The following is a 13,839-nucleotide window of genomic DNA, read 5'->3' as shown; positions in this document are numbered from 1 at the left end:
AAGGTTTTTATGGTGAGTTATTTAATCGGGAGCCCCTTATTTATGATATAATTAAGTTTATGCTTACTAAATGGTTAGTAAGTTTTAAAAGGTCAAAGCATAGGATTCTTAGTAAAAAATTATTTTATCAAATTCTCTAAAGATTAGGGAATTAAGTTAATTTTTATGTTGGTTCTAAGTTCTTAATTTAATTCAACATATAGGTTTTAGTAACATGAAATTAACTTATTCAAAACCTTGTAAACTTCAGAATTACTGTAATTATAACTTTTCAAGCTAGAAGTTTATCAGAATATTTCTTGTAAACTTCTAATTAAAGATATTTTATATACTACTGCGGCTATAATTATAAAGATGAATGTATCAAATTGAGGTGTTTTATGAGTTTTAATATAAGTGAAGACAGTATTAAGTCATCATTAGGAGAGGTATTTTATCTTCGTGGACTTGATATGTATCTTAGAAATAAAATAAGAAAAATGGATATGTTAGAAAATAGTGAAAATCTATGCTCAGTGGCTGCTGTGGTGGAATCCGCAGACAGCCTAGAAAATTACAGGGTTAGGATAATGCTGAATAAAGCCAATAAACAACTGTATTGTTCCTGTAACTGTAAATCATTTTCTGGTTTTGAGAAATGCAAGCATATTTCAGCCGTGCTTATAAAGTTGAGCAGGGAAGGAATGGGCAAAGGGACAAACAAAAAAGTTTCTACAGACTACGGAAATCAATTATTAGATTATTTCAAAAGAGCGACTACAGAAAACTATAAGCCCAATGAAGTTATGAAGTTAGAGGTTATTCTTGAGTTTTCATCCTCAAATTACTGTAATCATCATTTTGAGATGAAAGTTGGTACAGATAGATTATATGTTGTTAAAAACGTTAAGGAATTCATACAAAATGGTTTTATCAAAAAAGAGTCCATTCAATTTGGAAAGGGCTTTACTTTCTATCCAGAAAATCATTATTTTTCAGAGGAAGACCAGAAAATAATTGATTTTAGTAAGGAAATATACGATTTAAATCAGGCAATTAGCAGAAATGTATACATAGACACCTCATCTGTGCTTATAAGTGGTAAAAAGGTTTATTTAACGAATTCTCAGCTTATTAAGTTTTTAAGTCTTTATGATAATAAAAAAATAAATGCAAGAATTGAAGGAATGGATTATAAAGATATTGAGGTTCTTTTTCAGGATATGCCTTTGGATTTTAATATTGCGCTTAAAAAGGATAAGGTTAAATTAACCCTTGATAGTGAGTTGCCAGAGTCTATAGATAAGACCAACAGAGTTTATTTATATAACAATAAAATATATGTGCCTTCTGAAAATCAGATACATGGATTTTTGCCTATGCTTGAAATCCTAAGCAAAAGAAATAATAATTTTATAGATTTTTCTAAAGAACAAATTCAAGAAGTAGCCACTTACGTACTCCCAAATTTAAAGACTATAAGCAAAAATATTACTCAAGATAAAAGTATTAGTAGTCTTGTAAGGGAAGAACCACTAAAAATTAAATACTACTTAGATAAAGAAACACGAGGAGTCAGCTGTGATGTAGTATTTAATTATGGAGATGTGGATTTTCATTTAGAAGAAAGCAAAGGAAGTAAAGAGGGCGTAGTAATAATTAGGAATCTAGAGGTGGAAAAGCAAGGACTTAAAGCTTTAGAGGACTTTGGGTTTTCTCAAGAAAAAGGAAGATTTTATCTAAAGGATGAAGAACAGGTCATGGATTTCATTACTATGGGTTTAGTCGGAATTAATGAATTAGGAGAAGTTTATTATTCTGATAGTTTCAAGGGTATAAAGGTTATTTCCTCAAAAAACTTTAAGTCCTCCATATCTTTAAATGAATCTAACTTATTAGAATTTGAGTTTAATATTGAAGGGGTGGATAAAGAGGAGCTAAAGGGTTTATTTACCTCCTTAAAGCAAAAGAAAAAATACCATAAGCTAAAAAATGGTTCTATTATGCCTCTTCAAAGTTCTGAAATTGAAAACTTTCAAGCTCTCGTGGACAGTTTAGATATTGATGCAGCTAAATTTGCTAAGGGAAATATAACCTTATCCAAATATGCATCTTTATACATTGATGATAAGATAAAAAATAGCAATCTAGGTTTTATTGGAAGAAATAAGGCTTTTAGAGAGCTAGTTAACACCATAAAAGACATCAAGGATGCAGATTATGAACTTCCACAAGGTATTACTGGAACCTTAAGAGATTATCAAAAAATAGGCTTTAAGTGGTTCAAAACCTTGGATCAATGCGGCTTTGGAGGGGTGCTCGGGGATGAAATGGGACTCGGTAAAACCTTTCAAGCTATTACTTATATTGTTTCTGAACAAGAAGAAGGAAATCTAGAAGAGCCTGCGCTTATAGTTTGTCCAACCTCTTTGGTTTATAACTGGTTGAGTGAGTTTGAAAAGTTCGCGCCTACTTTAAAGGTACTAGTGGTGTCAGGAAGTAAAAGTGAGAGAGAAGCTCAAAGAGAAGAGATGTTAAATCATCACGTAGTCATAACTTCTTATCCCTTAATAAGACGAGACATAGATGATTATCGAGAAATGAAGTTTTCAGTGTGCATTTTAGATGAAGCACAGCATATTAAAAACCCAGCTTCTTTAAATGCACAGTCAGTGAAGGAAATAAATGCATCAAAAAGATTTACTTTAACAGGAACTCCAATGGAAAATTCCTTAACAGAGCTTTGGTCTATTTTTGATTTTATTATGCCAGGATACTTAAAAACCCATGGCAGATTTACAAAGACTTTTGAAACTCCAATAGTTAAGGATAAAAATGAAAAGGCATTAAATGAACTATTAAAGCTAATAAGACCTTTTATTTTAAGAAGATTTAAAAGGGATGTAGCTCTAGAGCTTCCACCTAAAATTGAGCATAAGGTTGTAGTAGAAATGACTGAGGAGCAGAAAAAACTTTATGCTTCCTATGTGGAATCCTTTAAAGCAGAAATTAGAGAAGAAATTAAGGAAAAAGGCTTTAATAAGAGTAAGTTAAAAATCCTTTCTCTATTAACTAGATTAAGACAAATTTGTTGTGACCCAGGTAGTTTTTTAGAGGACTACAAAGGAGATAGTGGTAAGTATACAGCTCTTGATGATATTATAGAGGAAAGTATTGCAAATGGTCATAGAATACTTTTATTCTCTCAATTTACTTCCATTTTACATAATATTAAGGAGAGGCTTAATAAGGCTGGAATTGGTTCTATGTACTTAGATGGGTCTACACCTTCACAAGATAGAATGGCTATGGTAAAAGAGTTTAATGAAGGTAATGCAGAAGTGTTTTTAATTTCTTTAAAGGCAGGGGGAACTGGACTAAATCTTACAGGAGCAGATTTAGTAATTCATTTTGACCCATGGTGGAATCCAGCGGTTGAAGATCAAGCTGTAGATAGAGCACACAGAATTGGTCAAACTAAAACAGTAGAGGTAATTAAGCTTATAACTAAGGGTACCATAGAGGAAAAGATTTATGCTCTTCAAGAAAAGAAAAAAGAAATCATTGAGAGCGTTTTAGATGGTGAAAATCACAGTGATGTAGTCATAAGTAATATGACTGAAGAAGAAGTTGAAGATTTGTTTAAGATATAGGTAGTTAATCATATTAATAAGGCATCTTCAAAAAATAAACAAGTCAATCTGCTCGTCTATTTTGTGATATACTGCGTCAACAGAACCCTTAGATAGCCCCACTATCTGCGGAACCTGTTTTCTTGTCTATCACAAAATATACTTTACATCTTGGACTTGTTATTTATTTTCAGATGCCTAAAGCCTTGAATACTAGAGAAATTCTTCCACTAGTATTCAAGGCTTTATTTTCTCAAAGAGCTTTAAGTATCCTTAAAAAGGTTTAAGCTTTTATTAGATTGATTTCAGTTTTATTTGTACTTTTCTATGCAATCTCTACATATACAAGCTTTTCCTTTTTTATCTTCAGGGACCATATCAATGACATGCTTAGGCACTACAATTGTATTACACCAACAGTCCTTATTTCCATGTTGGCAATTATTATCTTTTCCGCAAATTGGACAAATTCTTTCTTCACCTGTTAGGCTCATTATTATCACTCCTTTAATTTAATAAATATATTTTCAATTATGAAATATTTCATATATCCTATAACTTAAGTGATTAAGTATTTGGCTAACTATTTCATTATTTTTCTAACTAGATTTACCTTGTCACCATAGGGAGGAAATACTAGCTTTATACTAAATTTAGTGCTTTTCTTAAGAATGCTTTTTCTGTGTGAAAAGGTTTTAAAGCTTTCCTCTCCATGATAACCCCCAATTCCAGAATTACCTACACCACCGAAGGGCATAAAAGGTGTGGCAACATGAGAAATTGTATCATTAATGCAGCCACCGCCAAAGGAAACTGAGTTTAAAACCTTATGCTCAATAGCTTTGTCTTCAGTAAATAGATATAAAGCTAAAGGCTTAGGTCTATCATTAATAATTTTGATTGCTTCCTCAATTTTATCAAATTCAAGGATTGGTAAAATTGGACCAAAGATTTCATCCTCCATGGAGGCATCATGAAGGTTTACATTATTAATTAAGGTTGGTTCAATATATAATTCTTCTTCCTTAATTTTACCACCATGTATTATTTTATTCCTGTCTTTGTCTATTATTGTAGAGAGTCTATTTAATTGTCTTATACTTACTATTCTTCCGTAGTCCTTACTTTTTGAAGCATCTTCCCCATAAAATTCTACAATGGTAGACTGTAACTTAGCAATTAAATTGTCCTTTACTCCCTTTTGAACCAATAAATAGTCAGGAGCTATACAAGTTTGCCCTACATTAATAAGCTTACCCCATACAATTCTTTTAGCAGCTATTTCTAAGTTTGCACTATCATCTACAATTACAGGACTTTTGCCTCCGAGCTCCAGAGTTACAGGCACTAAGTTTTTAGCCGCAGCTTCCATAACAATTCTACCTACAGGTACACTTCCAGTAAAGAAAATATAGTCAAAGGGAGAATTAATTAAAGCTGAAGTAGTTTCTTTTTCTCCCTCTATGACTCTTACATATTTTTTCTCGAAGGTTTCTTCAATAAGTCTTTTTATTAAAGCAGAAATATTAGGAGTACTTTCAGAAGGCTTAATAACTGCACAATTTCCAGCAGCAAGAGCACCAACTAAAGGCTCAATTAAAAGCTGAAAGGGATAATTAAATGGCCCGATAATAAGTACTGTACCATAGGGTTCGTACATTACATAGCTTTTAGAAGGAAGTTGGTGAATTGGGGTTTTAACCTTTTTAGCTTTTGACCATTTCTTAAGATTTTTAGTGATATATCCAATGCTGTCTAGAACAAAGCCAACTTCTGTACTATAGGCTTCAAATTCACTCTTTTTTAAATCTTTATATAGAGCCTCAAGTATTTCTTTTTCATATTTTTTTATTGTGTACTTTAGTTTATTTAATTGATTTATTCTAAAGGAAATGTCTGTTGTTTTACCACTGTGGAAAAACTCCTTATGCTCCTGTAAAAACATAGAAACTTCCTGTTTGCTTAACACTTCCATTTTACCTCTCCTTTCAAATTACACTAAAATAATTAAGTTTATAAGTGTATGTAAAAGCAAGTTAAAAAACTTATACCCCTTTAAGTTTTAATTTTGCTGATATTATGAATTGTTTTATTCGCTTCATATATAAATCATAGCATAGTAGTGGGCAAATATTAACAATAAGTATCAATAAAGTAAAAATAACGAGGAATATAGCTTTATGGACTTTAACAGAATTTTACTATATAATTAATATGTTTATAGGCATCATTTAGAGGGATTATTATATAGTTTTAGAATTTTTAAGTTTTAAAATACTACTTTGTTTTATATATTAACCTTATAAAATATAAATTGATATCTTGTTTTTATGATTTAGCCTTAAGTAAATTAGGAAATTTCATAGAGGGCAAGTTTTATCATTTATAGCTATCAAATAATTTATAATTAAACGGGGGAGGGGAACTGTTATGCATATGGCAGACGCATTGATTTCACCTATAGTTGGAGGAACTATGTGGGCGGCTACTGCGGGGGTAGCCACTTATTCAATTAAAAGGCTTCAAACAAACTTGGAGGAGGAAAAGATTCCACTAATGGGCGTTATGGGAGCCTTTGTATTCGCAGCTCAAATGATTAATTTTACTATACCAGGAACTGGTTCAAGTGGACATTTAGGAGGAGGAATGCTTCTAGCAGCTATTTTAGGACCCTATGCAGGGTTTATTGCTATGGCATCTATTCTAATAATTCAGGCCTTATTCTTTGCAGATGGAGGACTTATAGCGCTGGGGTGTAACATATTCAATCTAGGTTTTTACACCTGTTTTATTGCATATCCTTTAATTTATAAAAAGATTTTAGGTAAAGGATATTCTAAAAAAAGAATAACATGGGCTTCTATGGCATCAGCTATCATTGGTTTACAATTGGGAGCTTTTAGTGTGGTACTTCAGACCCTTTTATCAGGAAAGACAGAATTGCCTTTTCTTACCTTTCTAGGGTTAATGCAACCTATACATCTTGCTATCGGAATAGTTGAAGGGGTAGTTACAGCTGCAGTAGTTTCTTTCATTTGGAGTGCAAGACCTAATACAGTAGAGGGCTTTTCAAAAGAAGAAAGCAACCCTAAATCAACAAAGAGAATTCTCGTTCCATTAATCATAGCAGCTTTTCTTGTTGGAGGAGTACTATCTTTGTTTGCATCATCAAATCCTGATGGGTTAGAATGGGCAATCTTTAAAACTTCAGGGCAAGAGGAAATAGAATCTTCCTATAAGAGTCATGATAAAGCACAAAGTCTACAGGAAACCACAGCAATACTTCCAGATTATAGCTTTAAAGCTTCGGAGAATAGTGAAAAAGGGCCTTCTGCTTTGGCAGCAAATGCAGGAACCAGTATTTCAGGAATGGTTGGCGGAATTATGACTTTGGTATTTGCAGTTACTGTTGGTGCTATAATCAACTTCATTAAGAAAAGAAAAGCCTTAAAGGAAAACAAGAGGTTTAACTAATAAATATTCAATAGATTATTTAGAATATATAAAGAAAAGGATAAACTTATGGCAGAAAAGATAAACTACTTCTATAACCTAAGAACCCTTGAGGAACTTTCAGAAAAAAATACAATTATTCATAAAATAAATCCAGTGATAAAGCTGTTAACTACTATTCTATTTTTAATTGTCACTATTTCTTTCTCAAAGTATGAGATTAGTGGAATTTTGCCACTAATAGTTTATCCTATAATTATAATGTCTCTAGGTGAAGTGCCTTTTAGAAGATTATTAAAAACAACTTTGTTAGCAATGATATTCATAATAGGTATTGGTATATTTAATCCTTTATTTGATAGGAAAGCTATGATTAGTATCCAGGGAGTTACCATTACTGCAGGTTGGATTTCCTTTACTTCTATCCTAGTAAGAGGGTTTTTAACTATATGGGCTGCTCAACTGCTTATTGCAACCACAGGGATGGTTAGCATAGCAGTGGCATTAAAAAAGTTAAAGGTACCAAATATTTTTATAATGCAATTACTTTTTACTTATAGATATATTTCTCTTTTCATAGAAGAAGTAGGTCGAAGCACTAGAGCCTATTTCTTTAGATCCCATGAAGGGAAGGGTATAAGAATAGAGCATTGGGGTTCCTTTTTAGGAGGGATTTTGCTAAGAACCTTAGATAGGGCAGAAAGAGTCTATAGAGCTATGTCAGCTAGAGGTTTTACTGGACAGTATACTATAGGTAGAGAAGTAAAGGTATATAATAAAGATATAATTTATTTTTTATTATGGAGTGGATACTTTATTTTTGTAAGGTATTTTAATTTGGCAGAAATATTAGGTTCCTTTATATAGAGAACAAAAGTACTTAATATATACATAAGGCTATGTTAGATTCTATAAGACTTTTAAAGATGAATATATGGATAATGGATTAAAAAGACTATTAACTAGAAAAGAAAAAGCTTCGAGGCTGTTGGTGAGGTACTTATGGAAGAAATAATTCAGATTAACAATGTAAAATATAAATATAACGACGGCAGAGAGGCTTTAAAGGGTATTAATTTTTGTATAAGTGAAGGTGACGCTGTTGGTATAATAGGAGCCAATGGGGCAGGAAAATCTACTTTACTTTTAAATATTATGGGAGCCTTATTTCCAAGTGAAGGGGAAATTTTAGTTAAAGGAATGACTATAACTAAGAAGAATCTGCCTAAAATAAGAGAAGCAATTGGGATGGTATTCCAAAATTCCGATGACCAATTATTTATGAATACTGTATATGAGGATGTAGCTTTCGGACCAAGAAATTATAAGGTTCCAGAAGAAGAAATAAGTAAAAGAGTTAAGGAAGCCTTAGAAACTGTAGGGGCAGCTCATCTTATAGATAGACCACCATATAAACTTTCCGGAGGAGAAAAAGGAAGAGTTGCAATTGCTACAGTTCTTGCTATGAAACCTGAAATACTTATTATGGATGAGCCTACTTCTGCTTTAGATCCTAAATCTAGAAGGAAACTTATAAATCTTCTGAAAGAGTTAAATTACACTAAGATAATTACTACTCATGATTTAGATATGGTACTAGACCTTTGTAATAGAACTATAGTTTTAAAGGACGGGCAGGTAGTAGCGGATGGAGATACAAAGACTATTTTAAGTGACTCTAAGCTTATGGAAAGTTGTGAACTAGAGCTGCCTTTAAGTCTTCAAAGTTGTCCAATTTGTAGTGTAAAATAGAAAACTTCTTTAACAACATTTTGGAAGCTTCAAGTATGCCATCTTCTAAAGTGGCAGTTGCTCAACATAGATAAGTTGCTTTGATGGCAGTCTAAATCTGCTTCCAAAGTACTTCATTAAAATGAAGGTTAACAAAATCAATTTGTTCACTATTTAATATAAAATATAACAAATAGCCCTGGGAACATAAAAGTTCATAGGGCTATTTATGAATTTATACAGCTTTTAATAAAAAGCAAAAGAATTCCTGAAAAATTATTGTACAAACTTTTGTGTTAAACATATCAATTTAAAACAAAAGTTATATAGTTTTTTCTTTTTCAGATAAAACCTCATTCATACTACCAGTTCTGTATCCTATTATATCTAAGGTTACATATTTAAAGCCAATTGATTTAAACTCTTTTCCAACCTTATCCATAAGTTCTAAGTCAAAGAATTTTGATCTGTCCTCAGGGGCAACTTCTATTCTGGCAATCTCATCATGGTGTCTAACTCTTAGCTGTCTAAAGCCTAAATCCATTAAGAATTGTTCAGCCTTTTCAACCATGGATAGTTTTTCTACTGTAATTTCGTTACCATAAGGAAATCTAGAAGAAAGACAAGCAAAGGCAGGTTTATTCCAAGTTGGAATGTTAAGCATTTTTGAAAGCTCACGAATATCTGCTTTAGTAAGCTTAGCTTGCTTTAAAGGACTGATGACTCCTTGTTCTTTTGCAGCCTTCATTCCAGGCCTGAAGTCTCCAAGATCATCAAAATTTGAACCATCAAATACATTCTTCAAATTAAGTTTGTTTGCTTCTTCTCTAACCTTCGAGAAAAGCTCTGTCTTACAGAAATAGCAACGGTTTACAGGGTTTTTTGAAAACCCTTCTATTTCTAGTTCTTCAGAAATAATAGTTATATGTTTAACTCCGAATTGTTTTACATATTCTTTAGCTTCATTATACTCTCTTTCAGGGTATGTAGATGATCTAGCAGTAACTGCTACAATCTTATCACCAAGTACATCATGAGCAACTTTAAGTAGAAATGTGCTGTCAACACCACCAGAAAAAGCTACTGCACCACTTCCAGCTTCTATTAAGATTTCTTTTAATCTTTGAAATTTTTGTTGTAGTTCCATAGAATCCCCCTATTTCTTTAATATTCATAAATTAATATTAAACTTCATAAAAAGTAGACTTTCGTGAAATTTTAATCCTATATTTGTTCCTATAATTATACAAGAAGAATGTGAATAAAATATGAACATAGAAAAATAGGTAAACTATTTTTTAACAAAGTTGAAATTCTAATAGAGTCACTAAATTCTTTTATTATATTACTTTTAAAATGTACAAACATATATTCTCGATAAATAAGAGATAATTTATTCTATACAGTTTTTATTTCTCTAACATGAAAGCTAGAAGTTTTACTGGTTTTCAGTTAACTTAAGTATATTTATTAGGAATAAAAGTTAAAAGAATCATATTACAGATGGTTTATAAATAATTATAAAGAAATGGGATAAAAATAATCATGAAATATTTTCAAAAAATATAATGAAAATTAAGGAAGTATATGTTATAATAATAACAAAGAACAAATGTTAAGTAATAATTATTATTGAAAAGGAGATTGTTGTTATGAAGGTAGCTGTTATTGGTTGTACTCATGCTGGAACCGCAGCAATATTAAATACTGCTAAATTATATCCAGAGGCTGAAATTACTGTTTATGAGAGAAATGATAATATATCATTTTTATCCTGTGGTATTGCACTTTATGTAGGTGGAATAGTTAAAGACCCACAAGGGCTTTTCTATTCATCCCCAAACAAACTTGCTGAGTTAGGTGTTAAGACAAAGATGAGACACGATGTTATAAGTGTTGATACTGAAAATAAAAAAATTATAGCTAAAAACTTAGACACTAATGAGGAGTTTGAGGATACTTTTGACAAGCTTATTGTGACTACAGGTTCTTGGCCAATAATTCCTAAAATTGAAGGTATAGACCTTGAAAATATACTTCTTTCAAAGAATTTCTATCATTCAAACGCTATTATTGAAAAGGCAAAGGATGTTAAAAACATTGTGGTAGTAGGAGCAGGATATATTGGAGTTGAGCTAGTTGAGGCTTTCCAAATGAATGGGAAAAATGTAACTTTAATAGATAGCTTAGACAGAATTATGAGCAAATACCTAGATAAAGAATACACAGATATTGCAGAAAAGGCTTTTAAAGATCATGGAGTTAAACTTGCTCTAGGAGAAACAGTTGAAAAATTCGAAGGCAAGGATGGAAAGGTTTCAAAAGTTATTACTAACAAGGGTGAATATGAAGCAGAACTTGTTATTCTTTGCATAGGCTTTAGACCAAACACTGAACTATTAAAAGGGCAAGTGGATACCTTACCAAATGGAGCTATAATTGTAGATGAATATATGCGAACTAGTAAGGAAGATGTATTTGCAGCAGGGGATAGCTGTGCAATAAAATACAATCCTACTGGAAAAACAGAGTATATTCCTCTAGCAACAAACGCAGTTCGTATGGGAACTTTAGTTGCAAGAAACTTGGTTAAACCAACCACAAGACACTTAGGAACTCAGGGAACTTCAGGAATAAAAATATATGAATATAATATAGCTTCAACTGGACTTACAGAAAATGCTGCTAAGGCTAATGGATTAGAGGTAATGTCTGTAATGGTTCAAGACAACTATAGACCAGAGTTTATGCCAACTTATGAAATGGTTCAATTTAAAGTAGTATACGAAAAGGAAAGCAGAAAGGTATTAGGAGCACAAATCCTTTCAAAAGCTGACATGACTCAAATGGCTAATACCATGTCTGTAGTGATTCAAAATGGTATGACTATAGAGGAACTTGGCTTTGTAGATTTCTTCTTCCAACCACACTTTAATAAGCCATGGAGTATTTTAAATATGGCAGGGCTTCAAGCTGAATAAGAGAGGGCATTATAGAAATTTACTGTAGGTTATTAGAACTTTTGTTATTAAGGAAAACTTGTATGTTTTTAGATAGGCTTAAAAGTGAATTTCTTAACTTATAAATTATAGTTTTATTATATAGATTTAAAATATGATAAAATAATTAAAGGTATGCTAAGGTTAAATTCTTAGCATACCTTTAAAGCATTTAATATCAGTTATTGCATGCTGTTATTAGAGTTTTTCTTTTCTCCCATTCCAAACATGCTATACATTTCTTGATAAGTTGGGTCATTTTTGCGAGATTCAGCATTTTTTCTTCTAACTTCTTGTAAGTATGCTTCATCAGAAGCACTTGTGAAGCTGTTTGTTCCACTACTACTTGACATTGAGCCGCTTGAGTAGTTTGAGCTGCCATTAGTATAGTCTGTGCTTTTATTGTAGCTATTGTAAGAATTACTTAAAGAACTGCTATTTGATCTAGATTCTTCATTTTGTTTTCTTACTTCGTTAAGATAAGATTGATTACTTGAACTATTGAAGTTATTTAACTCTGTACTATTAGTCATAGAGCTATAAGAATAATTAGAACCACTTCCATTTTTTCTTGATTTTGCATTTTGACCTTTTACTTCATTTAAATAATTGTTGTCCATGTGAATCACTCCCTTCAATTTTCAATGTTCTATAGCAAAACTTATTACTAAACTTATTACTAAACTTAGTTTTAAAGACTCTCCTAGTCAATAGCCTTGCTACAATTATAGTGTATCCTATGAAGGGTTTAATATTAGAGAACATAATGTCAATGATGGCTCCTCATGGTTAATCATACTTCAATTACAATTACTATTTGTAAGAAGAGTTGCATATTATTTAAGGGTTGAAATTTATGTAAAAGCTAATTACAGATAGTGAGACTTTCTTCAATGATAAGATTTCAGTTTATTTGAAATTAAAGCAAATATTACACTTATATGTAACTGTTTAATTTAAGATTAGTTTATGGTAATTTTAAATTATTTTAAAATAAATAAGATGTTGTGGAAATTTTACAAACCTAAGAGTATGAATACACAAATCCCTTTTAAGGGATTATTTATTTCTTTTTATATGAATGTAAGCTAAAAACATCATGGTCTTGAGTTTTCACATATAATTTAAAACCTACTTATTATTTTAGTGCTATAATGGGAACTATTTTTATAACAGAGAGATAAAGTAGCAGTACAATAGGAAATCACTATGAATTTTAATAATTCATAGTGATTCAAAAGTTCTTAGCTGTAAAAGAAATAAAGTTTTATAAAAATCTTTATAATCGAAAAACTATCAGTTTAGCTTAAAATCTGTAAAATTTAAAATTCCTTAGAATAAATTTGAGAAGGGTTAGGAGTTAAAACAACAAAGCAGCTCATGTTTTCCTTTCCAGTGTTTGTAAGGCTGAACATTTCTATTCCATCACAATGGAATACATCCCCTTGAGTTACCATAGTTCTATTACCATCTGTAACTACTTCACCTTCATCTCCAGATACTACATGAATAATCATGTCACTGTTTTCATGGTTGTGAGGAGGAACTCCTTGGCCTGGTTTTAAATTTAGCATGAAGTTTAAAACCTTACCAGTATTAAAAAGCATTCTTTTTGAAATTGTATTCTCATTATAAACTATTTTATCAGATATTTTTTCTAATTTCATATGAATAATCACTCCTATTTTTATATATTTTCACTTTGGGTAGGTAAATAAGGTTGTAAATTGTATAGAATCTAAACTGTACATAAATTTGATTTATCTTTAATCTTATTATGGGCTTTTTTTGAAAAAAAATATGTGATTTAAATCAAAATTTTATAAATCTTTGCAAGAGTTGGTAATAAATCGAATTGATTAAAGATATAATGTTAATAATTTTAAAGAGTTGATATTAGTAATTAAAGCATATAAAAAAGGTAGAGTTTATTTTAAAAGATTAACAGTGTGAATTTCTAAAAGGATTTATTCGCTACTTATTTTTAAAAATAATAAATTTATATGTTTATAAAGGTTAGCCAAATTATAATTATTTATTTTAGA

10 protein-coding genes are annotated in these 13,839 nt (G+C 31.0%); 5 read left to right on the top strand and 5 right to left on the bottom strand.

Annotation, left to right across the window (positions count from 1 at the left end; all coding sequences use genetic code 11):
* Positions 1 to 380: 380 nt before the first annotated feature.
* Positions 381 to 3,632, top strand: coding sequence for a DEAD/DEAH box helicase (locus tag J2Z44_RS01570; protein WP_021284795.1), 3,252 nt, complete (start codon positions 381 to 383; stop codon positions 3,630 to 3,632).
* A 290-nt stretch (positions 3,633 to 3,922) separates the two neighbouring features.
* Here J2Z44_RS01570 and J2Z44_RS01565 read toward each other — a convergent pair whose 3' ends face one another.
* Positions 3,923 to 4,105 (bottom strand): cysteine-rich CWC family protein, encoded by a 183-nt coding sequence (locus J2Z44_RS01565; RefSeq protein WP_021284794.1) that lies wholly within the window; start codon positions 4,103 to 4,105, stop codon positions 3,923 to 3,925.
* A gap of 89 nt (positions 4,106 to 4,194) precedes the next feature.
* Positions 4,195 to 5,586, bottom strand: a complete 1,392-nt coding sequence (locus J2Z44_RS01560) for an aldehyde dehydrogenase (protein WP_021284793.1) — start codon at positions 5,584 to 5,586, stop codon at positions 4,195 to 4,197.
* Positions 5,587 to 6,041: 455 nt separating this feature from the next.
* On the opposite strand from J2Z44_RS01560, the gene J2Z44_RS01555 reads away from it, so the two are divergent.
* From J2Z44_RS01555 to J2Z44_RS01545, 3 genes are all read left to right on the top strand, one after another.
* On the top strand, positions 6,042 to 7,085 hold the full coding sequence (locus tag J2Z44_RS01555; RefSeq protein ID WP_021284792.1) for an energy-coupling factor ABC transporter permease: 1,044 nt from the start codon (positions 6,042 to 6,044) through the stop codon (positions 7,083 to 7,085).
* Between the two features lie 48 nt (positions 7,086 to 7,133).
* Positions 7,134 to 7,931 carry a cobalt ECF transporter T component CbiQ gene (gene cbiQ, locus J2Z44_RS01550; protein ID WP_209649289.1) on the top strand — a complete coding sequence of 266 codons (798 nt, stop codon included), beginning with the start codon at positions 7,134 to 7,136 and terminating at the stop codon, positions 7,929 to 7,931.
* Between the two features lie 135 nt (positions 7,932 to 8,066).
* Positions 8,067 to 8,816 carry an energy-coupling factor ABC transporter ATP-binding protein gene (locus tag J2Z44_RS01545; protein ID WP_021284790.1) on the top strand — a complete coding sequence of 250 codons (750 nt, stop codon included), beginning with the start codon at positions 8,067 to 8,069 and terminating at the stop codon, positions 8,814 to 8,816.
* A gap of 301 nt (positions 8,817 to 9,117) precedes the next feature.
* Here J2Z44_RS01545 and larE read toward each other — a convergent pair whose 3' ends face one another.
* Positions 9,118 to 9,942 (bottom strand): ATP-dependent sacrificial sulfur transferase LarE, encoded by an 825-nt coding sequence (larE, locus tag J2Z44_RS01540; protein ID WP_021284789.1) that lies wholly within the window; start codon positions 9,940 to 9,942, stop codon positions 9,118 to 9,120.
* 505 nt (positions 9,943 to 10,447) lie between these two features.
* Here larE and J2Z44_RS01535 point away from each other — a divergent pair.
* The gene (locus tag J2Z44_RS01535; protein WP_021284788.1) at positions 10,448 to 11,776 is read left to right on the top strand and encodes an FAD-dependent oxidoreductase; all 1,329 of its coding nucleotides are present in this window, start codon (positions 10,448 to 10,450) and stop codon (positions 11,774 to 11,776) included.
* 200 nt (positions 11,777 to 11,976) lie between these two features.
* Here J2Z44_RS01535 and J2Z44_RS01530 read toward each other — a convergent pair whose 3' ends face one another.
* Positions 11,977 to 12,414, bottom strand: coding sequence for a hypothetical protein (locus J2Z44_RS01530; RefSeq protein WP_021284787.1), 438 nt, complete (start codon positions 12,412 to 12,414; stop codon positions 11,977 to 11,979).
* Positions 12,415 to 13,116: 702 nt separating this feature from the next.
* Positions 13,117 to 13,461 (bottom strand): cupin domain-containing protein, encoded by a 345-nt coding sequence (locus J2Z44_RS01525; protein WP_021284785.1) that lies wholly within the window; start codon positions 13,459 to 13,461, stop codon positions 13,117 to 13,119.
* Positions 13,462 to 13,839: the final 378 nt, after the last annotated feature.

This window comes from Clostridium punense (assembly GCF_017874425.1).
GTDB lineage: Bacteria > Bacillota > Clostridia > Clostridiales > Clostridiaceae > Clostridium_J > Clostridium_J punense.
Note: the sequence above shows the minus strand (reverse complement) of the source record. Positions and strands in the feature narration are given on the sequence as shown.